The sequence below is a fragment of the Kitasatospora phosalacinea genome, from assembly GCF_030268885.1.
Lineage (GTDB): Bacteria > Actinomycetota > Actinomycetes > Streptomycetales > Streptomycetaceae > Kitasatospora > Kitasatospora phosalacinea_C.
This window is the reverse complement of record NZ_BSSA01000042.1, coordinates 1-22,082: the sequence shown is the minus strand read 5'-3', so window position 1 is coordinate 22,082 and position 22,082 is coordinate 1. Positions and strand designations below refer to the sequence as shown.

Here is a 22,082-nt window from a genome sequence, read left to right as displayed (position 1 = left end):
GCGAAGGTCAGCAGCCACGGCTGGTGCCCCTCGCTGCGGCAGCGGACCCACAGCCGCACGGGGGTGCCGTCGTACTGGCTGCGCTAGTGGTCGTCGCTGTTCGGCCCCTGCCACTGGGGCGAACGGGTGCGCTCGAGCAAAAGCTGCCGCCACTCGCCGAGCTCCACAGCGGCGGGCGGGACGCTGCGCCCGTCGGCGGAGGCCTGGTCAATCCCGGGCCGAAATCGGTACGGCCCCCAGACCTGAGCGTCGATCTCCTCCTGAGTCGGGCTCCCGGTCGGGCTCGGCGGCCGGCTGTAGCCGTCGTCGCGGATGATGATCTCGACCTCATCGAGGCGTTCCAGCGAGGCGGGGCCTTCGAAGGTGAGCCGCAGGTAGGCCTGCTCGGCCCCGACGCCCGCTGGGGTGATGGTGACGGCGAGCTGCGGCGTCAGGTCGTGGTGCCACCGAGCCCGTTCGATCGCCGCGACGGCGTCCGCGGTGGCGTTGGCCTGCTTGGCCGTCTCGTTCGCCTCCTTTGCAGCCACGGTCGCATCTTGGAGATCTTCAGGGCGATGCCCGCCGCAGCGGCGCTGAAGACCGCTGCGGCGGTGTTGAGGTGGTCACTGTCGAGGTAGTCAGTCCAGGGCATGGCCGAGCAGCGTATCGTCAGGCGCCCGCTTCCAGTAGGCGTTTTCCGCAGTCGGCGAGGTATCCGATGGTGCGGGCCGGGTCGGCAGCCAGCAGGTAGCCGGCCAGCGCTCCAGCGGCGAGCACCAGGTTGGTCGGCCCTCCAGCTCGGCACCCTTGTGGTGCCAAAGTCAGTACGCGGACGCGATCCGCACGTACGGGTCCTCCCGGCCGCCGTCGCCATCCTGCCTTTCCGCGGTGATCTGGGCGATGCCGAAGACCAGGAGGTCGGCTTCGCGTTCCTCGCCACTGGCCTCCTCAGCGACGGTCCGGGACTGGATCTCCAGCTATCTGCTCCCCCCTGCAAGCTGTTCATCGCTGCCAGGGCGGCCGTGGCCTCCGTCGTTAATGCGATGACCATGTGGAGAGCCTGTTCCACCAACTTGTCGCGTTTCTCCCACTCTCGCAGCACCGTCTCGACGCACTCGCCGGGTCCATGGCCCGACCTGTCAGACTCGCGCTTCTGCCGGAGCTTCTTCCTGGGAAGCCCAGAAGTCCGGCTCGTCCAGCCAGTGGATCTCCACCCGAGACTTGCCGTCGAACGGAATCCCGCGACGGCCCTTCGAGACAACCACCCGCCGCACCAGGAGGCGGATCAGCTCCCGCCGGAGCTCATGGCCAGCCTCGGCCCATGCTTCACGAATGGTGCCGTCCTCCAGCAGCCAGCTGACGTCCAGGCGCTTCGGCGTCGCCTCGGCCACCTTCTGCTTCGCCGCGACCAAGGCGGCCCTGGCCTCGGCCTGGAGCTTGGGCAGGTGGGTGTCGAAGGGCGGCTCGAAGAACCCCTCGGCCTGCTGCTGGGCCAAGCGCCGCACCGTCGCCTCCGCCGTCGCAAGCGCAGCAACGGCATCGGCGAGCACGGCGGCCGTCTCCGGGTGTTGGTAGCCGGTCCACCGCTCGGCCGCGACGGCCAGGAGCGGGTCCTCGATGTCCGCGGCATTCAGCCGCGAGAACCAGGCCTCCACCACCCATTCCTCCAACAGCCTGCGACTGACGGAAACGGGCGCCGGACAGAACATTCCCACGGTCAGCCGGTTGCAGTGGTGGTTGTGGCCATTGGCCGACGCAGCGTTCCGACATCCGGCACACCGCACGAGGTCTGTCAGGAGGTGCCGCTTACGGCTGTCAGAAGCCGGTCGGGTCGGGAAATTCCCTGCCGTAAGCATCTGCCGTGCCCGTATGGCAAGTTCGCGCGGGACCGGCTCCGCGTCGTCAGCCCAGACCCGCACCCGTTCCCCGGATTCACTTCGATAAGGGATCGGCTTGTTGGGCTTCTGCGGGTGCTTGATCGTCTGCCAGCCCTCGTAGACAGGATTGTGCACCATGTACGAGATGGTGGACACCTGCCACTCCCCGCCGTTGGGTGACAGGACCGGGTTCGGCCCGGAATTGAACGCCTTGCAGAGGGTCCGCGCGCTGATCCCGTCGGCCAGGCTGCGGAAGATGTGCAGCACGACGGGCCAGAGGGCCCCGTTGGTCAGCTTGCGGCCCTTGGTGGCCTCCGTGCCGTACGGCGGGCGGCTCGACCACTGGCCGTTCTTCAGCTGATTCTTCTTCGTGACCCTGATGTTGTAGCTGAGGCGCTCCGAGTACTCCCGCGCCTGCTCCGCCCGATCGATGATCCATCGGCGGTCATTGGGATCGGAGCTGTCGAGCCTCTCCCAGTGGAAGATGACCCGCGCCTTTCCCAGCACCGGTCCGATGTCGTCGATGCCCTTGCGCGTATAGCGGTCGAGCGCGAAGCACCACAGGGCGGGCACATGGTCGTCGAGCACTGCGGCGAGTGCGTTGTCGAAGCCCGGGCGAGCGACGTCCGACCAGGCAGACAGGTTGTCCACCCATACCTTCCGGACGCGGTAATGGTTCTTCGCCGCCCACTCGCGACCCTCCGACTCCTGGGCACGGATGGACGTGATGTCCCGCTTGTCGCCCTCCCTCACGACCTTGGACTTGCGGAGGTAGAGATCTACCTCGGGCCAGTCAGCGGGGTCGGATGAGGGGCTCTTGGTCAGCGGCTCGTGGTGGTACGCAGGCATGGACCGGATCCTCCGGGAGGACCGCGATTAGGCGCGGCCGTCGAATGACAGTACGTTCGACGCGCTTCGGCCCATTCGAAGTTGTCGAGGAGGGACCAGGTGCAGTAGCCGCGGACGTCGATGCCGGCGGTGGTGGCGCGGGCGAGGGCGTCGAGGTGGGTGGCGAGGTAGTCGATGCGGGGGGTGTCGTCGAGGGCGGGGGCGGTGGAGCAGCCGTTCTCGGTGACGGTGATCGGGGGGAGGGCGGCGCCGTAGCGGTCGCGGAGGGTGAGGAGGAGTTCGGTGAGGCCCTCGGGGACGACGGGCCAGCCGAAGTGGGTGCGCGGGACGCCTTCGATCGGCGCTTCGGCGAAGGGCAGGCCGGGGTCGGTGGGGGCGGCGATGCGGGTGGGGTTGTAGTAGTTGACGCCGAGTCCGTCGAGGCCGGGGGCGGCGATGAGGGCGAGGTCGCCGTCGCGGACGGCGCCCCCGAGGTCGGGGTCGGGGCCGAGGCCGTACGCGGTGAGGTCGGGGTAGCGGCCGAGCAGGAGCGGGTCGGTGAACAGGCGGTTGTGCAGGGTGTCGTAGGCGTCGGCGGCGGCGAGGTCGGCCGGGTCGGCGGAGGCGGGGCGGACGGGGGTGAGGTTGTGGGCGATCAGGACCTCGCGGCCGCGGGCGTGCAGTTCGGCGGCGGCCAGGCCGTGGGCGAGGAGCTGGTGGTGGGCGGCGGGCAGGGCGTCGAGCATCAGGGTGCGGCCGGGGGCGTGCAGGCCGAGGGCGTAGCCGTACACCAGGTGCACGAAGGGCTCGTTGAGGGTGATCCAGGCGGGGACGCGGTCGCCGAGGCGGTCGGCGGCCAGGGCCGCGTACTCGGCGAAGCGGTGGGCGGTGTCGCGGTGCAGCCAGCCGCCGGTGTCTTCGAGCGCCTGCGGGAGGTCCCAGTGGAAGAGGGTGGGCAGCGGGGTGATGCCGGCGTCGAGGAGGCCGTCGACCAGGCGGTCGTAGAAGTCGAGCCCGGCGGGGTTGGCGGGGCCGCGGCCGGTGGGCTGGACGCGCGGCCAGGCGAGCGAGAACCGGTAGGTGTCCAGGCCGAGTTCGCGCATCAGGGCGACGTCCTCGGGCCAGCGGTGGTAGTGGTCGCAGGCGGTGCGGCCGGTGTCGCCGTCGCGGACGGCGCCGGGACGTTCGCAGAAGGCGTCCCAGATCGAGCGGCCGCGGCCGTCCTCGTCGACCGCGCCCTCCACCTGGTAGGCGGCGGTGGAGGCGCCCCAGCGGAGTCCGGCGGGCAGGTCGTAGCGGTCCGGCATGGCAGCCTCCTGGCGGACGAGCGGGCGATCGGACGGAAAATGCGAGGAGTGCTCATGTTAGTGGCGCGGCGCCGGAACGCCAGGGGTGCGGACGGGGCGGCCCGCGACCGCCTCCGCGCTCACCGCTCCCCGCTCCCCCGCTCCCTCCTCGCCTCGCGAGCCGCCGTTCGGGCCCTGCGGCCGGGGCCGTTCGGCCCTTCCGGCCGACCGGGGCCGGTGTGGACAGTGACCCCAGGTCAGCGATGTGTCCGGCCCGCGCGGCGGGCCGATCGGGTGGGCGTGGACGCCCAGGGAAGGCCGTGCGATGGAATCCGACGAGGTCATGCTGACCGTCCGGCTCACCACCGCGGAGCGGACGCTGCTGCGGTGGCTGGCCCGCGGGCACCGGGGCGACGTGTCCGAGGTGGCGGCGGACGCACTGCTGGACGTGCTGCCCGCGCTGCTCGCACGGCCCGCGAGGCCCGCGAGGCCGACCCGGGACGCCCGGGACGCGCCGCCGGCCGCCGAGCCCCCGGTCCGGGCCGCCCCGTGCGCGGTGACGGTCTGGCTGCCGTCGGAACTCGCCGACCTGCTCCCGGCCCTGGCCGCCCACCTGGCGTCCGCCCCGCAACCGTCCGCGGCACCAGCGTCCGCGGCACCACCGCCCGCAGCGCCCAGCCCGTGCACCGCCCTGGGCACCGCGCTGCGGCTGTGGCTCCACCAGGACCCGGCCCGCCTGGCCGCGGGCCTGCGCGCCATGCACGTGCACCCGCACCCGCCCACGCGCCCGCACCCGCACGTCCACCCGCTCGCCGCCTGAACCGGCGGTCCGTCCGTCCCTCACCGCCCGGGGCCGTCCGGCCCCGGGCAGCCGCGGAACCGGGGCCCTCGGGCCGCCGGTGGCGAGACCATCGGCCCTGGGGCGGCGGGTCGGCCGCGAAGGAGCATGGACCGCCGCCGCTCGGCGGGGGTCGCGCCACCCCCGGACGCCTCCCCCGCCGAGCGGTCCGGCGCACCCCGGACCCGACGGCCCCGCACCTGGACGACCCCGCACCGGCCCGCCCCCGTCCGCCGTCCGCCCCGTCCGCCGTCCGCTCCCCCGCGCGGAACCCGGGTGCCCGCCCCGGCCGCCGCCGCTAGGGTCTCGGGGCATGGGGGAGCAACGGGTCACCGTGCACCGCGTCCGCGCGGGCCGGAGCGAGTACCGCGTCGTACGGGCCGCGCCCGGGCCGGGGAGGCTGGCGCTGCGGGACGAGTACCACTGGCTGACGCTGTACGCGGACCGCGCGGGCCTGTCCCGCCTGCTGGCGATGTGGTCGCTGGCGGCCCGCTCCCCGCGCACTCTGCTGCACCTGCCGCTGCGCGGGCAGCCGATGCCCGCCGGGCCGTCCACCACCCCGATGTACGAGAGCGGACACCTCGCACTGGACCTCGTCCTGGCCCACCACTCCCTGCAGTTCCGCCCCGCCGCCTGGAAGGACGTCCGCTCCCGCCTCGGCACGGGCCGCCCGCGGACCACCGGCACCCCTGCGGACGACTTCCTCGCCGAGCCCCGCTCCGCCGGACGCCTCCACCACCCGACTTCCGCGACCGCCTGCGCTTCGCGACCGCCGCGCCCCTGGCGCCGCCGCCCACCGCCACGAGTGCGTCGAGCTCCACGCCGCACCCGCCCCGGGGCCCTGCCTGCACGTCCGGTACTGCCCGGAGTGGGTGTGCTGAACCCGCGGGCCCGGTCGCCCCGCTCCACCGGGCCGCCCGGCTCCACGAGGCCGCCGGGCGGCGCCGACCGCCGTCCGGTCAGAGCCAGTTGCGGCGCTTGAAGATCAGGTAAAGGCTGACGCAGACCACGCCCATCAGGCCGATCGCGAAGGGGTAGCCGAAGGCCCAGTGGAGTTCCGGCATCTCCTCGAAATTCATGCCGTAGACGGTGCCGATGAGGGTGGGGGCGAAGAGGATGGCGGCCCAGGAGGAGATCTTCTTGATCTCGTCGTTCTGGGCGTGGCCGGCTTCGGCGAGCTGCTTCATCTCCTCGTTCTGGCGCTGGGAGACGAGGGTGGCGTTGACGGTCAGGATGTTCTGGAGCATCTGGCGGAAGCCGTCGACGCGTTCGGCGGCGTAGGTGGCGTGGTCGGCGACGTCGCGCAGGTAGCGCTGGAGTTCCTCGTCGGTGCCGTACTTCTGGAAGCCGCCCTCCAGGGCGCGGAGGATCTCCAGCAGGGGGCCGGTGGCGCGCTGGAACTCGATGACCTCGCGGGAGAGTTCGTAGATGCGGCGGGAGACCTGGGGGTCGCCGCCGAAGACCTCGGTCTCGATCTCGTCGATGTCGTGCTGGAGGCCCGCGATGACGGGGGCGTAGCCGTCGACGACGGCGTCGAGGACGGCGTAGAGGACGGCTTCGGGGCCGAGGGCGAGGAGTTCGGGGTCGGCTTCGAGGCGGCTGCGGACCATGGAGATGTCGGGCGACTGGGAGTGCCGGACGGTGAGGACGAAGTCGGGGCCGACGAAGAGGTGGATCTCGCCGAAGTCGACCTCCTCGACGTCGTCGAGGTAGCGGGCGGCGCGCAGCACGACGAAGAGGGTGTCGCCGTAGCGTTCCAGCTTGGGGCGCTGGTGGGCGACGATGGCGTCCTCGAGGGCGAGTTCGTGGAGGTCGAACTTCTCGGCGGCTTCGACGAGTTGGGCCTCGGCGGGGCGGTAGAGGCCGATCCAGGCCATGGTGCCGGGCTTACCGGGGAGGTCGCGGTAGATCTCGCTGAGACCGGTGGGGGTCTCTATCCGGTGGCCGTCGCGGTAGACGGCGGCGTCGACGACGGAGCGTTCCAGCGAGACGGGCTCCCCGGTGCCGGGGTGCTGTTCGGAGCGCGGGTCCATCGAGTGCTCGGGGGCCGCGGTGCGGTCGGCGGGGCGCCGGGCGGGGGTGCGGCTGAAGGGTCGCTTGCTCGCGCGCACGGCGCGCACACGCCAGTCGGACACGGCGGTACCTCCACGAGTCTGGTGCCGCCGGGCCATGGGGCGGGAGTGGGCGGCGGTCCCCGGCGGCGGGCGGGCGCGGGCGGTGCCGGTGCGAACGCGGGGGTTCAGCGGGCGGCGCAGTCCGGGCGGTGCCGCCGGGAGCCAGGAGCGGGTGGGAACTTCCCGGAGCGGGGCCGACTTCGGCCCGGACTACTGCACTCCACTGCTCTCACCTCCCGTACGCCTGCGCCCGGACGCCCGGAGGGCGCCTCGACCGCGGCCCAGTCTAGCCCCGCGCGCCGGGCGGCCGTTCCGGCCGGTCGGGGTGCCACGCCGGGGACGGCCGCGGGCCGGGCCCGCTAATCCCGTGGCACCGGCCGCCCCGGACGGGCCACACTCGGGCGCGTGATCGACGACACCTGGGGCCCGGACGACGACCTGCGCGCGGCGGCCGACCTGCTCTCCTCCCCGGACCCCGCCCGCCGGACCGCCGGGTACGACCGGCTGGCGGCCCGCGCCGCGCCCGGGGAGGACGCGCTGCGGGCCTGGGCGGTCGACGCGGTGCTGGGCCGGGCGGAGCGGGAGCCGGACGGGTCCGTGCTCTGCGCGCTGGTGGAGGTGCTGGAGGCGGCGCAGGACGCACGGGCGCTGCCGGTGCTGCTGGAGCTGGCCGGGCACCCGGACGGGCAGGTGCGCCGGGCGGTGGCGAAGGCGCTGCCGTTCGCGGGCGAGCCCGCCCAGGGCTCGCCCCGGGTGCACGCCCTGCTGGCGCTGAGCCGGGACGAGGTACCGGCGGTGCGGGACGCGGCGGTGTTCGGGCTCGGCACCCTGGAGGAGGCGTACGGTCCGGCGGTCCGGGCCGCGCTGCACGAACGGCTGGACGACGAGGACGAGGAGGTCGCCCAGGAGGCGGTACGCGGCCTGGCCCGCCGTCAGGACGTGTCGGTGCTGCCTCGGCTGATCGACCTGCTGGAGACGTACGTGGAGCCGCACCCCCTGACGCTGTCCGCCGCCGCGGTCCTCGGCCGTCCCGAACTGCTGCCCGTGCTGGACGAGTTGGCGGCGGAGCGGCCGGACGACCCGCGGATCGCGGCGGCCCGGGCGGCCTGCGACCCGGCCCGGCGCGCGGAGCTCGCCGCGCTGTCCTGGCACCTGCTGGAGGAGCTCTCCGCCCGCCGCCCGGACCTGGACGCCGCCCTGGCCTGGCCGCGCTTCTCCACCGACCTGCACCTGGAGCTCCGGCACGGCCCCGACCCGGTCGCCTACCACGCGGACCACCTGCTGAACCGGGCGGGGCGGGACCCGTCCCGGGCGGCCGCCCTGGTCGACGCCGACTGCCCGCCCACCGCCCGACGCCCACCGGGCGCCGTCCGGCGCGGGGGTGGGCCGGGCGCCCGCGCGTGCCTCCGCGCGCCGGGGGGCCGGACGGTGGCGGAGCGGTTCCGCCGGGAATGCCCGGGTCACCGGGGGTGCAACGCCTCCGTCGCACCGCCGCACCACTGGAGCGTGACCGAGTGACCACCCCGCCGTCAGACCCCTCGCAGGACCCCTCGCAGGCGCCCGTCGTCTTCGCCGCCCCGTTCTCGGACCGCACCCAGTGGGCCGCCGGGGTCACCTCCGCGTACCCGCCCGGTGGGCGCAACAGCGGCGACAACAAGCTGGACCACCTGGTGCCCGGCTACGGGCCGGACGGGGACAGGTTCACCGCGCTGCGGGAGAACGCGCGCAGTTGGCGGACGCCGCTGGTGACCACGGAGGGCACCGCGGGCGGCTTCGAACTGCGGCCCGGTGACCGGTTGGAGGCCCGCTGCCAGGTCACCGCGGACCAGGGCGTCTGGCCCGCGATCTGGACCTGGGGGCGGGACGCCGCACCGGGGCGGCCGCAGACCGGGCACGGGGAGGTGGACGTGCTGGAGTACCACGACGACCACCCGCGGCTGCTGGAGCTGAGCAACCACGTCCGCCCCGGCGACCCGGCCTACCTGGACGGGCTGGTGACGCCGGGGCAGTGGTTCACCATCGCCTGCCGCTTCGGCGCCGACTCGGTGAGCTGGGAGCTGGACGGCCGCGAGGTGCACGCCGACGGCCGGGGCGTCGGCCCCGACTGGCGGGCCTGGATCATCGTCAACCTGTCCGTCGCGGGCGGCCGTTACGGCCACCGCCGCCCGCGCGCGAACGCCCGCCGGCTGTCCTGGCGCTGCCGCGACCTGACCGTCCGCCGCCCGCAGTGACTCCGCGGTGCCTCCCGCGGCAACTCCCGCAGCGGCGCCGGTTCAGGCGGCGGTGAGGCACCCGGCGCCGGGCAGCTCGGCCGCGAACCGGGCGACCGCCCGGGCCAGCGCCGCGGCGCTCTCGCCCGTCAGCGCCACGGCACCGTCCGGCGCCGCGGCCAGCTCGCGGTCCAGCACGTACCGCCCGGGTCCGACCTGCGCGCCGAGCGCGGTCAGCACCGGCCGCAGCGCGTAGTCCAGCGCCAGGACGTGCGCCGCCGACCCGCCGGTGGCCAGCGGCAGCACCGGTCTGCCGTCCAGCGCGTGCCGGGGCAGCAGGTCGAGGAAGACCTTCAGCAGGCCCGAGTACGCGGCCTGGTAGACCGGGGTGGCGACCACCAGCGCGTCCGCCTCGGCGACCAGCCGCACCGCGCGGGCGATCGACGGGTCCGCGGTGTGCGCGGCCAGCAGCGGCACGGCGGGCAGCTCGCGCAGCGCCAGGGCGCGGACGCGGTGGCCCCGGGCCCGCAGGTCGGCGGCGACCAGTGCGGCCAGCCGGGCGGTGCGCGAGGTGGGTGAGGGGCTGCCCGTGAGGGCGAGGACGGTGGCCATGGCTGCCTCCCGGGACGGCCGGAGTGGTCGGGGCGGTACGGGGCGGTACGGGGCCGACCGGCGGAGGGACGTCCGCCGGTCGGCCGGCTCCTCAGCTCGCGCCGCGCGCGGCGCACTCGGCCCGGCGCCCGCGGAGCCTGGACAGCTCCGCCGCCGTCTCCTCGTCCTGCGCCGCGTCGGCCTCGGCCAGCAGCAGGTCGGCGGCGGCGGCGTAGTCCGCGGCGGCGGCCGTCCAGTTGCCGCGGCCCTCGTGCGCGAGCGCCCGGTTGGCCCGGACCACCGGGTCGTCCTCCAGGTGCAGCGCGCGGTCGAAGCAGCGCACCGACTCCTCGGCGTCGTCCCGCTCGTACGCCAGGACGCCGAGCGCGGCCCAGGCGGCGGGCAGGTCGGGGTCGCCGGCGAGGGCGGCCTCCAGGTCGGCGCGGGCGTCCTCGGGGCGGTCCTCGTCCTGGGCGAGCAGGCCGCGCAGGGCCAGCAGGTGCGGCTGCCCGGCGTCGCGGGCCAGGCCCTCGGCGACGTCCTCGGCCGCGCCCCGGGCGTCGCCGAGCGAGTAGCGCAGCCCGGCCCGGTTGACGTACGCGTCGAGGAACTCCGGGTCCAGCTCCAGCACCCGGTCGAAGTCGGCCAGGGCCGCCTCCAGGTCGCCGAGTTCGAGCCGCAGGTCGGCCCGGTTGTAGACCGCCTCGGGGTAGGGCGGGGAGGTGCGGATGGCGTGCTCGTAGTCGGCCAGCGCCTCCTGGTCGCGGCCCAGCTTGCGCAGCAGCACCGCGCGTTCGAAGTAGTACTCGCTGTGGTGCGGGTCCTGCGCGATCACCCGGTCGTACGCGGCGGCACCGGCCTCCGGGCCGACCAGGCGGGAGAGCAGCTGGGCCCGGTTGTACTCCAGGACCGAGCGGTGCTGGCCCTGGTCCTCCGCGTCGAGGGCGCCGTCCATCCGCTCGATGCCGGCCTCGACCAGTTCGAGGGCGCGGACCGGGTCGCCGAGGTGCATCTCGATCAGGGCCAGGCCGTTCTCGTTGAAGGTCCGGTTGTAGGCGCGCCGGGCCTCGGTGTCGGCGAGGCGGGAGAGCGCGACCGCGGTGTTGACCCAGCCCTTGGCCTTGCGGTGGTCGCGCCGCTCGGGCTCCAGGTAGCGGGTGTACACCATGGCGCGGCCGTACGCGGCCGACATGTGGACGGCGGGCAGCGCGGTGCTCGCGCAGGCGTCGTCGTACAGCGCGAGCGCCTCGTCGGCGCGGCCGCCCATCACGCTGTAGGCGATGGTCATCCGGGCGGTGACCAGCCAGCACTCCTCGGGGCGGGTCTCCCAGTCGAGCGCCGCGTGGGCGAGCGGGCCCAGTTCGACCAGGGCGTCGTAGAAGCCCTCCAGCAGGCACTCCTGCAGGGCGTCCTGGAGGGCGGCGGCGCCCGCGCCGGCCGGGTCGGTGCCCAGCGCGCGGTGGTGGGCGAGCGGTCCGCGCAGCAGCGAGACCTCGCCCGCCGCGGCGGCGGCGGCCAGCTCCTCGGCGCGGGCCTCGTGCAGCCGGGCCCGTTCGGCCGGTTCCAGTGCGGCGTAGCAGGCGGCGGCCGCCGGGTCGGCGGTGCTGCGGTCGGCGGCGACCCAGGCGGCGGCCAGCTCCCGGCGGGCGGCCGGGTCGGCGGGCAGCGGCCGGGGCGGCGCGGCGGGCGCCTCCCGCGCGGTGGTGTGCGCGGCGAGCGCGTCGGCCAGCGGCTGCGGGACGTCCCGGCCCGCGGTGCAGACCACGATCCGCAGGTGCTGCGGGTCGGCGCGGCGCAGCAGCAGGGCGAGCCAGTCGGCGTCCGTCCGGTCGGCGTGCTCGGCGTGCCGCACCACCAGGGTCGCGGGCGCGTCCAGCACCGCGGTCAGGAAGTCGATCAGCCCGTGGGCGATCCGGGTGGTGCGGATGTACGGGTAGTAGCGGGTGCGTTTCTGCGGGGCCGTCAGCGAGGTCAGGGTCTCCCGGCGGCACGGCAGCACCGTACGCAGCTCCGGGGCGGCGGCCAGGATCTCGATGTCGTGCCGGACGGCCGGCGCCGGGTCGGCGGCCAGCACCCCGGGCACCAGCTGCCGCATCAGCGCGCCGGCGGCGGTGAACGGCCCGCGCAGGTGGCGGTGGGCGTCGAGTTCGGCGAGCAGCGGCGGCGTGCCCGGTGCGGCCAGCGCCTCGGCGACCAGGGCGCGGGCGGCGTCCTCGTCGGGTGCGATCAGCCAGTGGTGCGGGCGCGGCGCGGCGGTGGTCGGCGGACGGTCAGACGGGCCGGACATGGACTCCCCCTCGGTACGGCTCTTGCGGCTCTTGCAGCTCTTGCAGCTCTTGCAGCTGAAGTGACTCGGGTGGCTCGGTCGTGCTCGTGCTCGGGCCCGTACTCGCGCTCGGGCCCGTTCCGGCCGCGCCCGTCCGCCGACGGCGCCAGGCCCGCCAGGCCCCGTACGCCACGGCGAGCAGCTGCACCCCGACCATGGCCAGGGCGAACGCCGCGTCCGCGAGCCGGGTGAACGGCACCGAGCCGTCGCGGACGGTCGCCAGCGCGGAGGCGGTGAACCGCCAGCCGACCGGCAGCACCACGGTCGCCAGCATCACCGTCATCGCGGCGTACCCGAGCAGGTACGCCGGGGCGTACCAGCGGGCCGCGGCGGCGTCCTTGGGGTGCCAGCGGCTCTCGTCGGTCAGCAGGTCGGTGCGTCCGCGCAGCCGGTTGAGCCGGTTGGCGACGTACGCGCGGGCCGTGCCGTGCGGGTCGCTGCCGCCGAGCACGACGACCGCCAGGTGGTACAGGTCGGTGCGCAGGAAGAAGTAGAACTGGGCCAGCAGCCGCGGGAGGGCGGTGAACGCCAGCGCCAGGCAGACCCGCCCGGCGGTGCTCGGCGCGCCGTCGGGCCCGCAACTGGCCCGGGCGGCCAGGGTCAGGGCGGCCGCGCCGAGGACGTCCACCAGCATGCCGGCCAGCACCGGGAGCAGGCGGCTGCGCCTGGGCAGCACCACCAGGCCGTCCAGCGCGGTCTCGAAGGTGACGAAGTACAGGCGGCGGCTGATCCGCAGCGTGGTGCGCAGGCCCAGTCGGCGCCCGGCCAGGACGTGCCCGTACTCGTGCAGCAGCATGAACACCGGCTGGCTGACGAACACCACCAGTTGCACCAGCAGCGCGTACGGGCTGAAGAACAGGTTTCCGGGGCGCGGCAGCAGTGCCGGCCGGTCCGCGCAGGCGAGGGCGGCCGCGGCGAGCAGGGCGGCGTACGCCAGCCAGGCGGGGCGGGAGAACAGGGCCCGGCCGAGCCGTTGCAGCGGCACCGGGCGGGCGGCGGGCTCCGCGTCGCCCTCGCCCGGCGGGCCGTCCTCGCGCAGGAAGTCGAGTGCGCGCAGGGTGTCGAGGAAGTCGTCGAGGTCGACCTCCTCGCCGAACTCGGCGCGGTACCAGTCGGCCGCCCGGTGCGGGTCGGTGCCGGTCTCCAGGCGGCGCAGCAGCGCGGCCCCGTCGGGCGGGAACGCCCCGTAGGAGTCGATGTCGGTGCGGCCGACCACCACCTCGTCGCCCTGGTCGAGGTAGGTCAGCCGGTGGAAGCGGAGCGGTGCGTGGTTCACCATCAGGGGTGCCCTGTCCTTCGCCGGGTCCGGCTCCGTCCGGCGGGCGGGGGCGCGGGACGCCCCCGCCCGCCGGACGGCCGCTGTCGTCAGATGCAGCAGCAGTTGCCGTAGCCGTAGTTGGTGCAGAGCGCGGTCAGGCGCACGGCGCCCGGCTTGCGGACGACGATCTTCTTGCCGGTGGCGGTCTTCTTCACGGCGGGTTCCCCCTTCTGGTGCGGTGCGCTGCGCCGGTCGGCGCCTCGCATGTGTCCAGAGTGTGGCGGCCCCGTGTACGCGCGATAAACGCCGCATTGCCGCGCAGTTCGCGCCGCCCGTTCCGTGGGCAACCTTTTACCGGGGGATCACCCGGCCATGACCCGGCGGGCGGGTCCTACAGCTCCAGCGTCACCCCGTAGCGGCGCAGCCAGCGGTCCAGCATCAGCACCACCTCCCCGGCGTTGCGCAGGTCCGGGCCGGGCGCGTCGGCGACGGCGCCGCCCGCCGCGGCGAGGTCGAGCAGGTCGCGGACGGGGGCGTCGCGGTCGGCCAGCAGGGTGCGCAGTTCGGCGCGCAGCGCCTCGGCGTAGCGCGGGTCCTGGGTGGAGGGGTAGGGGCTCTTGACCCGCTGGGCGACGGACTCGGGCAGCACGTCGCGGGCGGCGGCGCGCAGCAGGGACTTCTCCCGGCCGTCGAAGTTCTTCATCGCCCAGGGGGTGTTGAAGACGTACTGCACCAGGCGGTGGTCGCAGAACGGGACGCGGACCTCCAGTCCGACGGCCATCGAGGTGCGGTCCTTGCGGTCGAGCAGGATCTGCACGAAGCGGGTCAGGTGCAGGTGGCTGATCTCGCGCATCCGGCGCTCGTGGCCGCTCTCCCCGGCCAGCCGGGGGACTTCGGCGAGGGCCTCGCGGTAGCGGGCGTCCCGGTAGCCGGGGAGGTCGAGCTTGGCGAGCAGGCCGGGGGCCAGCAGCGAGTGCGGGCCGAGCCGGGCGCTGCCGCCGCCGAAGCCCCGGCTGAGGGCGTACGTCCAGGGGAAGCCGTCGTGGGCGACGGCGGCCGGGTCGTGGAACCACAGGTAGCCGCCGAACACCTCGTCGGCGGACTCGCCGGACAGCGCGACGGTGGACTGTTCGCGGACGGCCTTGAACAGCAGGTAGAGCGAGGTGTCGCCCTCGCCGAGGCCGATCGGCAGGTCGCGGGCGGTCAGCACGGCGTCGCGGTGGTGGCGGTCCATCAGGTCGGCGGTGTCCAGCACGATGTCGCGGTGCGCGGAGCCGACGTGCGCGGCCAGGGCGTGCGCGTACGGGCCGTCCGGGGTGCCGCGCAGTTCGTCGGGGGTGAAGTTCTCGGCCTGGCCGGTGAAGTCGACGGCGAAGGAGCGCACCGGGCCCCGTCCGGCGGCGGCCAGGCCGCGGGCGGCGAGTGCGGTGATCACCGAGGAGTCGAGGCCGCCGGAGAGCAGGGTGCACAGCGGGACGTCGGCGATCAGCTGGCGGGCGACGATGTCGTCGAGCAGGTCGCGGACGGTGGCGACGGTGGTCGGCAGGTCGTCGGTGTGCTCGTGCGACTCCAGTGCCCAGTAGCGGCGTTCGGTGCTGCCCGTGCGGCCGACCCGCAGGGTGTGGCCGGGCTTGAGTTCGCGCATGCCGCGGTAGACGGCGTGGCCGGGGGTCTTGGTGAAGGCGAGGAGTTCGGCCAGGCCCTCGGCGTCGACGACGGCGCGCACCTGCGGGTGGGCGAGGATCGCCTTGGGCTCGGAGCCGAACAGCACGCCGTCGGGGGTGGGCCAGTAGTAGAGCGGTTTGACGCCCATCCGGTCGCGCACCAGCAGGAGTTCCTCGCTGCGCGGGTCCCACAGTGCGAAGGCGTACATGCCGTTGAGGCGCTCGGTGAACGCCTCGCCCCACTCCAGGTAGGCGTGCAGGGCGACCTCGGTGTCGCTCTCGGTGCGGAAGTCGTGGCCGCGGGCGCGCAGTTCGGCGCGCAGTTCGCGGTAGTTGTAGATCTCACCGCTGTAGGTGGTGACCAGCACGGTGCGGCCGTCGTGCTCGGCGGCCATCGGCTGGCGGCCGCCGTCGAGGTCGATGACGGCGAGCCGCCGGTGGCCGAGGGCGACGTGGGTGTCCAGCCAGGTGCCCGCGGCGTCGGGGCCCCGGCAGGCCATGGTGGCGGTCATCGCGGCGAGGGTGGCGTGCTCCGTGCTCAGGTCCCGGTCGAACGAGACCCATCCGGTGATCCCGCACATGCGAGGTGTGGCCCTTCCTGCAGGAGGCCGGTGCCGTGCCGCCCCGGGTGGTGGCGGGGGCGGGGCCGTCTCCCGTACGGCCGCACCGGCGCCACGACGCTAGGCGGAAAGGGTGCATTCGACAACCAAGTGTTGGTCATGTACGCACAGTTCGGGCCACCCGCGACCACCGCCCCCACCAGCCGCCGCCCCCGCCCCGCCGCCGCTCGCCCGCCCCCGGATCTGGCCCGAACCCGCTCCCGCCCCGACCCGCCGGGGGCACCCCTCCGTCGCGTCCGCCACCGTCCGGTGGTGAACTGGGACGGTGAGCGACCAGTCCGGCAGCACCGAACCCCCGATCCCCGGCACGGCCGTCGAGCGCCGCCCGGCCCCCGTGGTCCGCTGCCGCCGCTGCCACCGCCCGCTGCGCAACCCCGAGTCCCGCTGGGAGGAGCTCGGCCGCCACTGCGCCGACGCCCCCGCCCCGACCCGGGTCTACGTCATCGACCAGGACCACCTGCCCGGCACCTGACGCCCGTTCGGCCCGTCCGGGACCGGTGTTCACACCCCCGCGCGGGCCACCCGGCCGTCCTGCCCCGCCAGCACGTCCTCGCACGCGCAGCCCGGCAGCGTCGCCGGGTGGGTGGGCGGGCCGTCCCAGCCGGCGCGGCGTTCGCGGTCGGCCAGGGCCCCGGCGAGGACGGCGCGGTGGACGGCCCGGGCGAGGCGGGAGCCCCAGGTCGAGCGGGGGCCGCCGAAGGGTTCGGGGTCGCCCTCGGCGCGGACGGCGACGCAGAGCGCGTCGGAGGGCGTGCCGGAGCAGTCGTACCCGGCCTCCAGCAGGGCCTGGACCTTGGCCTCGGTGGCGGTGGTGAGCAGGTTGACCAGCCCGGCGTCGGAGACCGGCGCGGGGACGACCGCCAGGACGTTGATGGTGCCCGGCGCGTACCCGGACGGCGGGTCGGGCGCGGCGGCCCAGGTCGGGACGCCGATGCCGGTGGTGACCACGGCGGTGGCGCCGCCGTCCTCGGCCCAGGTGCAGGCGTCCACCTCGGCGGCCGTCATCAGGGCCGTGCCCGGCCCGGACAGGCCCTGCGCGGCGGCGAGTCCGGCCAGGTGCTCGGCCGGGTCGAGGCGCCCGTACCCGGCCCGGACCTGCGCGTTGAGCACCCAGTGGCGTTCGCCGATCCCGCCGCCGAGGACGCCCGACCCGGCCATCCGCCAGCCCGGTCCGGCCCGCCACACCAGCAGGTGCCGGCAGGCCCCGTCCTCGATCCGCACCGCCCGCTGGATCCTGACCGCCCGCTGCTCGTCCATGGTCCGACACCCAACCACACCGGTCCGGCCGGAATTCGCCCCGCCCCGACCGGATGCGGCAGAGTGGCGCCATGACCCCGCAGCCCGCCGCGTCCGCCGCCCGTGCCGCCCGCACCCTGGCCGCCCCGGCCGCACCCGCCGCCGGGGCCCGCCGCCGGCCGGTGCAGCAGCGCAGCCAGGAGCGGTACGAGCGGCTGCTGGACGCCTGCGCGGGGCTGCTGGACGAGGTGGGCCCGGCGGGGCTGACCACCAAGGAGGTGGCGCTGCGCGCCGAGGTGCCGATCGGCACCCTGTACCAGTTCTTCGCGGGCAAGGAGGGCCTGCTGGCCGCCCTCGCCGAGCGCAACCTGGGCCGTTTCCTGGACGGTCTGGCCGCCCGGGTTGCCGCCGCCGGTCCGGGCGCGCCGAGCGTGGCGGCCTTCACCGAGCACGCGGTGGACGAGTTCGTCGCCATGAAGCGCACCGTCCCCGGCTTCGGCCACCTGGACTTCGGCCTGGTCGACACCGTCCCCGCCGAGGTCGACGACCTGCACCTGCTCGACGCCGAGCTGGACAACAACGCGGCGGTCGCGGCCCGGCTGCGCGCGATCGGCGGCGAGCTGTTCGCCGCGCCCGGGTACGCGGTGGCCCTGCGGGTGGCGATGGAGTGCGCGGACGCGGTGCTCAAGCTGGCGTTCCGGGCCGCCCCGCAGGGCGACCCGGCGCTGGTCGCCGAGTGCAAGCGGCTGCTGCGCCGCTACCTCGCCGAGCCCCCGCCGTCCGCGCCCGGCTGATCCCCCGCCCACCGGCTGGACCCGCCTCCGCGCCGTCCGCCTTTGCGCCGTCCGGGGGCCCGCCGCACAGTGGAGGGGGAAGCTCGCAGACCCTGTCCCTCCGCCCGCGGGAGTGATCCGATGCAAGCCACGGTGGGTGACCACGTCCACATGTACAGCAGGTCGGTCGGCATGACCGACCGCCGGGGTGAGATCGTCGAGGTGCGCGGCACCGACGGCGAACCCCCGTACCTGGTCCGCTTCGAGGACGGCCACGCCGGTCTCGTCTACCCCGGCCCCGACTGCGTCGTCGAGCACCGCCTCGGCGAGGAGCAGCGCTGACCCCGGGCCCCCGCCGGGCCCGGTGAGGAGGAGTGCCCGCCCTTGTCGCCGCCCCTGCCCGGCCCGCTGGCCCACCTCGCCCCGCTGCTCGACGACTACGGGTACCTCGCGGTCGGGGTGCTGGTGTTCCTCGACAACTGCGTGGTCCCGGTGCCGGGCCAGACCATCCTGGTGCTGGCCGCGGTGTACGCGGGCGCGGGGCAGCTCTCGCTGCCGGTGCTGCTGCTGGTCGCCGTGCTGGCGGCGGTCGCGGGCGACGCGCTGGCGTACGTGATCGGCCGCACCGGCGGCCTGGCGTTCGTGCACCGCTGGGGCCGGTACGTGCGGCTGACCCCGGAGCGGATGGAGCGGGCCGAGGCGTTCTTCCGCCGCCGCGGCGGCCTGGTGGTGACGGGGGCCCGGTTCGTCGACGGCCTGCGCCAGACCAACGGCCTGATCGCGGGCACCACCGAGATGCCCTGGCGCCGTTTCATGCTCGCCAACGCGGTGGGCGCGGCGCTGTGGGCGGGCGTGTGGACGGCCGTCGGCTACTTCGCGGGCAGCAACATCGACACCCTCTACCGGCAGGCCGTCCGCTACCAGGTGCTGCTGTTCGCGGTGCTGGCCGCCCTGGTGCTGCTGCTGGCCGTCCGCACCTGGCTGCGCCGCCGCCGTCGCCCGCCCCGGGACGCGGCGGCGGGCCGGATCCCGCACCAGAACGGCCAGGGCGAGGACGAGGACGACGACGTGCCCACCGACGGCCGCCCCTGAGGAGCTAGGGCAGGTCGCCGTTCCCGCCCAGGTTGGCCACCATGCGGCGCAGGACGTTGATCGTGGTCACGAAGTCGGCCGTGTCGATGCCCTCGTGCACCTTCCGGTGCACCCGCAGGTTGCGCTCCCGGGCCCGGAGGCGTCCGGCCTCCCCCTGCTCGGTCAGCGTCATGCGCCCGGCGTCCTCCAGCAGCCAGCCGCGGGCGACGAGGTCGTCGTAGACGCCGTCGAAGTCGGTGCCGAGGTCGTCCCAGCCGGCCAGCCGCTCGGTCAGCGCGGCCCTGGTCCACCGGCCGGGCGCCCCGACGACGTGGTTGAGCGTCCACCAGTGCGGCTGGGTGAGGCCCTCCACGGCCAGCTGCTCGCGCAGCGCGCCGACCACCAGTCGGCCCGCCGTGCCCGCCCAGGCTCCGATGGGCTGGGCGGCCAGCTCCTCCTGCGGGTACTCCTTCGGCGTCGCGTTCACGTGCCCCTCCTGGTGTCCGACCGAACGTCCCCCCACCGTAGGAGTTCAAGTCGGCTTGAGGTCAAGGCCCTCAGCGGAGGTTGACCACCTCGAAGGCGGCGGCGTAGCGGGTGCCGAGGCGGGCCCCGGCGGCGCGGCCCGCGCCCTCCAGGAACCCGGCGGCGTCGGCCATCTCCCCGCCGAGGCCGTCCAGGTAGGCGCGGTGGGCCTCCAGCGAGGCGACGCCCGCGGCGAAGGTGGCGGTGGTGTCGACGGCGTGCCGCGCGTCCGGGGAGCCGGCCGCCCAGAGCTGGCGGACGCCGTTCCAGGGCTGGTGGCCCTCGGCGGTGAGCTCGCGGAAGACCCAGCGGTTGCCCGCGTCGCGCACCGCGTCCAGGGTGGCCCGGCCGACGGCGATGTGGTCGGCCTGGTTGGGGAACACGCCGCCGTAGGTGTCGCGGTAGTTGGTGGTGATGACGATGTCGGGGCGGTGGCGGCGGATCGCCCGGGCCAGGTCGCGGCGCAGCGGCAGCCCGTACTCGACGATGCCGTCGGGGTACCCGAGGAACTCGACGGTGTCGACGCCGACGAGCCGGGCCGATTCGACCTGTTCGCGTTCGCGGACGGGGCGGCACTGCTCGGGTTCCGTGCCGTCGATGCCCGCCTCGCCGCTGGTGACCATCAGGTAGCTGATCCGCTTGCCCTGGCCGGTCCAGCGGGCGACGGCGGCGGCCGCGCCGTACTCCATGTCGTCGGGGTGGGCGACCACGGCGAGGGCGGTCTCCCAGTCCTCGTCGAGCGGCTGGTACGGGGGCGGGGCCTGGTCGGTGCGGTCGTTCATGGTGCCGGTGGTGCCTTTCGTTCGGGCCCCGCCCCCGGTGGCCGGGCGGGGGGGTCAGCGCGCGGTGCGGATGGCGTAGTTGAAGTCGGCGTGGCCGTAGTGGCGCATCAGCCGCAGCCAGAACGGCATGAGCATCTCCAGGCCGCGGGCGGCGTCGATCCCGCCGAGGTCGAGGATGTCGGCGGCGGGCCAGCCGAACTCGGTGAGCAGGGCGACCACCTGGGCCTTGCCCTCGACGTCGTCGCCCGCCACGAACAGCTGGTGCTCGCCGGGGACGCGGCCGGGGTCGACCATGACCTCGCAGTTGACGGTGTTGAGCGCCTTGACGACCCGGGTGCCGGGCAGGGCGCGCTGGAGGCGCTCGCCGACGCTGTCGTCGTTGACCGGGTCGAGGGTGACCTCGCCGGTCGGGGAGAACACCAGCGGGTTGGACACGTCCAGCAGGGTCTTGCCGGCCAGGTTCTCCGCCCCGGCCAGTTCGACCGCGGCGAGGGCGACGGTGCCGCCGGTGGCGTTGACGACGAGCTCGCCGAAGGCGGCGGCCTCCGCGAACGTCCCCGGATGGGCGAGCGGGCCGGAGCGCTGGGCCCAGTCCTGGGCCGCGGCGTTGCCCTTGCTGCGCGAGCCGAGGGTGACCTCGTGGCCCAGGGCGACCAGCTTGCCGCCCAGGGTCTGCCCGACCGTCCCGGTGCCGATGATTCCGATCCGCATCCGTCTGCTCCGTCCCCGCGTCAGATCGTCGATTCGAACGCACCCTACAAGAGGGCGCCCTGACGGGTGATCAACTCCGCGGGTTCGCCGTCTCCTCCCGCTCCCGGCGGACCGCGGCCGGCTCCAGCGGCACGCCGTTGCGGCGCAGCACCTCGCGGACGTCGAGGATGAGCGGGAACACCTCGTGGTTGCGGTCGCCGCCCTGTTCGTCCCAGGCCCGCTGCTCCGCCTCGACGGCCGTGCGGTCCTGGGCGAAGACGCGTTCGGTGAAGCGGCGGATGAGCGGCCAGGCGAGGTGCAGCGCCCCGGGGAGGGCCGGTTTCGCGATCATCAGCAGCCCGTAGGCGTGGTTGACCCGCTGCTCGGCGTCCTCGGGCACGTAGGCGGCCCAGAGCGAGAACGCCGGGAGGCCGGTGCTCTCGGGCACGTCGCGCAGGGTCTGGTACGGGTACTCGGTGCGGATGGTGATGACGTCGGCCGAGTTGCGGCCGCCGATGCCCTCCGCGGAGAGCAGGCCCGCCCCGCGGTCCTTCCGGCCCCCGGCGGGGACGAACCGGTAGCGGGCCTCGACGTGCCGCGGGCCGCTGTCGTAGCCGAGCAGTTCGGGCCGGATCATGCCGAGGACGCTGCGGTGCAGGAACTGGTGGTTCATGTCGAGCAGGTTCTCGTGCATGAACGAGTAGTGGCAGCGCACGGTGCGGGAGAAGGTCATCGTCCGGTGGGTGGACGCGTGGTGCTCGGGCAGGTGCGGGAACGGGGCCGCCGCGGCCAGCGCCGGGTCGCCGGGGAAGACGAACACCAGGCCGTACTCCTCCCGGACGGGGTAGGAGCGGACGCCGCGCGGCGGCCGCTCGCAGCCCTTGGGCAGATAGGGGATCTGCGAGATGCGGCCGTCGCCCCGGTACGCCCAGGCGTGGTAGCAGCAGCGCAGGATGTCGCCCTCGACCACGCCCATGCTCAGCGGCACCTGGCGGTGCGCGCAGCGGTCCTCCAGCGCGTGGACGGTGCCGCTGCCGCCCCGGTAGAGGGCGATCCGCTGTCCGGCGAAGACGGCGGCGAAGGTGCGGCCCCGCCGCACCTGGCGGGAGGTCGCCACCGGGTACCAGTGGTCGGGGGCGATGCCGATCCGGCGCAGGTCGGGGGACGGACCGGTCAGGGCCTCGCTCATGGGGTGCTCCCTCGGGCTGGGGCGGCAGGGCTCTCACCACGGTCGCCGCGGGCGCCCGGGTCGGCAACCGCGGCGCCCGCCGCTCCCGGCGCGGCGGCCTAGAAGTCTGATGAAGATGTTGGGTTCTGGCCCCGCTGCGTGAGTGGTGGGGCCAGACTCGTTTCGTGGCGATGGGGGAATGGGCCGGGGATCTGGTCGGACCGAATGTGTGGGAGACCTGTCGGG

At 74.9% G+C, this 22,082-nt stretch carries 21 protein-coding genes; 8 read left to right on the top strand and 13 right to left on the bottom strand.

All coding sequences use genetic code 11. The annotated features are described in order from the left end of the window. Window positions 1–83 precede the first annotated feature (83 nt). From QSK52_RS36105 to QSK52_RS36095, 3 genes are all read right to left on the bottom strand, one after another. A complete protein-coding gene (locus QSK52_RS36105) occupies window positions 84–527 on the bottom strand; it encodes a hypothetical protein (protein ID WP_285740502.1) in 444 nt (147 codons plus the stop codon). 591 nt (window positions 528–1,118) lie between these two features. After that, complete coding sequence (locus QSK52_RS36100) at window positions 1,119–2,705, bottom strand: recombinase family protein (RefSeq protein WP_285740501.1); 1,587 nt, start codon at window positions 2,703–2,705, stop codon at window positions 1,119–1,121. Next, the gene (locus QSK52_RS36095; protein WP_285740500.1) at window positions 2,678–3,991 is read right to left on the bottom strand and encodes a GH1 family beta-glucosidase; all 1,314 of its coding nucleotides are present in this window, start codon (window positions 3,989–3,991) and stop codon (window positions 2,678–2,680) included. Before QSK52_RS36095 ends, QSK52_RS36100 begins: the two co-directional genes overlap by 28 nt. Before the next feature lie 304 nt (window positions 3,992–4,295). On the opposite strand from QSK52_RS36095, the gene QSK52_RS36090 reads away from it, so the two are divergent. Beyond that, a complete protein-coding gene (locus tag QSK52_RS36090) occupies window positions 4,296–4,790 on the top strand; it encodes a hypothetical protein (protein WP_285740499.1) in 495 nt (164 codons plus the stop codon). Window positions 4,791–5,121: 331 nt separating this feature from the next. Then, window positions 5,122–5,790 carry a hypothetical protein gene (locus tag QSK52_RS36085; RefSeq protein ID WP_285740498.1) on the top strand — a complete coding sequence of 223 codons (669 nt, stop codon included), beginning with the start codon at window positions 5,122–5,124 and terminating at the stop codon, window positions 5,788–5,790. Here QSK52_RS36085 and QSK52_RS36080 read toward each other — a convergent pair. Further along, window positions 5,768–6,943: a magnesium and cobalt transport protein CorA gene (locus QSK52_RS36080; RefSeq protein WP_285740497.1), complete on the bottom strand. Its 1,176-nt coding sequence runs from the start codon at window positions 6,941–6,943 to the stop codon at window positions 5,768–5,770. The two genes, QSK52_RS36085 and QSK52_RS36080, sit on opposite strands and share 23 nt — an antisense overlap. Before the next feature lie 384 nt (window positions 6,944–7,327). On the opposite strand from QSK52_RS36080, the gene QSK52_RS36075 reads away from it, so the two are divergent. After that, entirely contained in the window at window positions 7,328–8,440 is a 1,113-nt protein-coding gene (locus tag QSK52_RS36075; RefSeq protein ID WP_285740496.1) for a HEAT repeat domain-containing protein, read from the top strand. Further along, window positions 8,437–9,153, top strand: a complete 717-nt coding sequence (locus QSK52_RS36070; RefSeq protein WP_285740495.1) for a beta-glucanase — start codon at window positions 8,437–8,439, stop codon at window positions 9,151–9,153. The genes QSK52_RS36075 and QSK52_RS36070 overlap by 4 nt, the downstream gene beginning before the upstream one ends. A 42-nt stretch (window positions 9,154–9,195) precedes the next feature. Here QSK52_RS36070 and ssuE read toward each other — a convergent pair whose 3' ends face one another. The 4 genes from ssuE to asnB all read right to left on the bottom strand — a co-directional run bounded on the left by ssuE (window position 9,196) and on the right by asnB (window position 15,552). Continuing rightward, window positions 9,196–9,744, bottom strand: coding sequence for an NADPH-dependent FMN reductase (gene ssuE / locus QSK52_RS36065; RefSeq protein ID WP_285740494.1), 549 nt, complete (start codon window positions 9,742–9,744; stop codon window positions 9,196–9,198). A 91-nt stretch (window positions 9,745–9,835) separates the two neighbouring features. Further along, on the bottom strand, window positions 9,836–12,010 hold the full coding sequence (locus QSK52_RS36060; RefSeq protein ID WP_285740493.1) for a tetratricopeptide repeat protein: 2,175 nt from the start codon (window positions 12,008–12,010) through the stop codon (window positions 9,836–9,838). Then, window positions 11,994–13,328: a hypothetical protein gene (locus QSK52_RS36055; RefSeq protein WP_285740492.1), complete on the bottom strand. Its 1,335-nt coding sequence runs from the start codon at window positions 13,326–13,328 to the stop codon at window positions 11,994–11,996. The genes QSK52_RS36060 and QSK52_RS36055 overlap by 17 nt, the downstream gene beginning before the upstream one ends. A gap of 370 nt (window positions 13,329–13,698) precedes the next feature. Next, window positions 13,699–15,552: an asparagine synthase (glutamine-hydrolyzing) gene (gene asnB, locus QSK52_RS36050; protein WP_285740491.1), complete on the bottom strand. Its 1,854-nt coding sequence runs from the start codon at window positions 15,550–15,552 to the stop codon at window positions 13,699–13,701. A 304-nt stretch (window positions 15,553–15,856) separates the two neighbouring features. Here asnB and QSK52_RS36045 point away from each other — a divergent pair, with 304 nt between their 5' ends. After that, window positions 15,857–16,063 carry a DUF6011 domain-containing protein gene (locus QSK52_RS36045; RefSeq protein ID WP_285740490.1) on the top strand — a complete coding sequence of 69 codons (207 nt, stop codon included), beginning with the start codon at window positions 15,857–15,859 and terminating at the stop codon, window positions 16,061–16,063. Between the two features lie 29 nt (window positions 16,064–16,092). Here the strand turns inward: QSK52_RS36045 and QSK52_RS36040 are convergent, their stop codons facing one another. Continuing rightward, window positions 16,093–16,848, bottom strand: a complete 756-nt coding sequence (locus QSK52_RS36040; protein WP_285740489.1) for an adenosylcobinamide amidohydrolase — start codon at window positions 16,846–16,848, stop codon at window positions 16,093–16,095. A 71-nt stretch (window positions 16,849–16,919) separates the two neighbouring features. Between QSK52_RS36040 and QSK52_RS36035 the strand changes: the two genes are divergently transcribed. The 3 genes from QSK52_RS36035 to QSK52_RS36025 all read left to right on the top strand — a co-directional run bounded on the left by QSK52_RS36035 (window position 16,920) and on the right by QSK52_RS36025 (window position 18,692). Beyond that, entirely contained in the window at window positions 16,920–17,621 is a 702-nt protein-coding gene (locus tag QSK52_RS36035) for a TetR/AcrR family transcriptional regulator (RefSeq protein ID WP_285740488.1), read from the top strand. Between the two features lie 120 nt (window positions 17,622–17,741). Next, entirely contained in the window at window positions 17,742–17,942 is a 201-nt protein-coding gene (locus QSK52_RS36030) for a DUF1918 domain-containing protein (protein ID WP_285740487.1), read from the top strand. Between the two features lie 42 nt (window positions 17,943–17,984). Next, window positions 17,985–18,692, top strand: a complete 708-nt coding sequence (locus QSK52_RS36025; RefSeq protein ID WP_285740486.1) for a DedA family protein — start codon at window positions 17,985–17,987, stop codon at window positions 18,690–18,692. 4 nt (window positions 18,693–18,696) lie between these two features. Here QSK52_RS36025 and QSK52_RS36020 read toward each other — a convergent pair whose 3' ends face one another. From QSK52_RS36020 to QSK52_RS36005, 4 genes are all read right to left on the bottom strand, one after another. After that, window positions 18,697–19,158: a MarR family transcriptional regulator gene (locus QSK52_RS36020; RefSeq protein ID WP_285740485.1), complete on the bottom strand. Its 462-nt coding sequence runs from the start codon at window positions 19,156–19,158 to the stop codon at window positions 18,697–18,699. A gap of 70 nt (window positions 19,159–19,228) precedes the next feature. After that, entirely contained in the window at window positions 19,229–19,978 is a 750-nt protein-coding gene (locus QSK52_RS36015; RefSeq protein WP_285740484.1) for a PIG-L deacetylase family protein, read from the bottom strand. A gap of 54 nt (window positions 19,979–20,032) precedes the next feature. Then, entirely contained in the window at window positions 20,033–20,689 is a 657-nt protein-coding gene (locus QSK52_RS36010; protein ID WP_285740483.1) for an NADPH-dependent F420 reductase, read from the bottom strand. Window positions 20,690–20,759: 70 nt separating this feature from the next. Further along, complete coding sequence (locus tag QSK52_RS36005) at window positions 20,760–21,857, bottom strand: aromatic ring-hydroxylating oxygenase subunit alpha (RefSeq protein WP_285740482.1); 1,098 nt, start codon at window positions 21,855–21,857, stop codon at window positions 20,760–20,762. Between the last annotated feature and the right edge of the window lie 225 nt (window positions 21,858–22,082).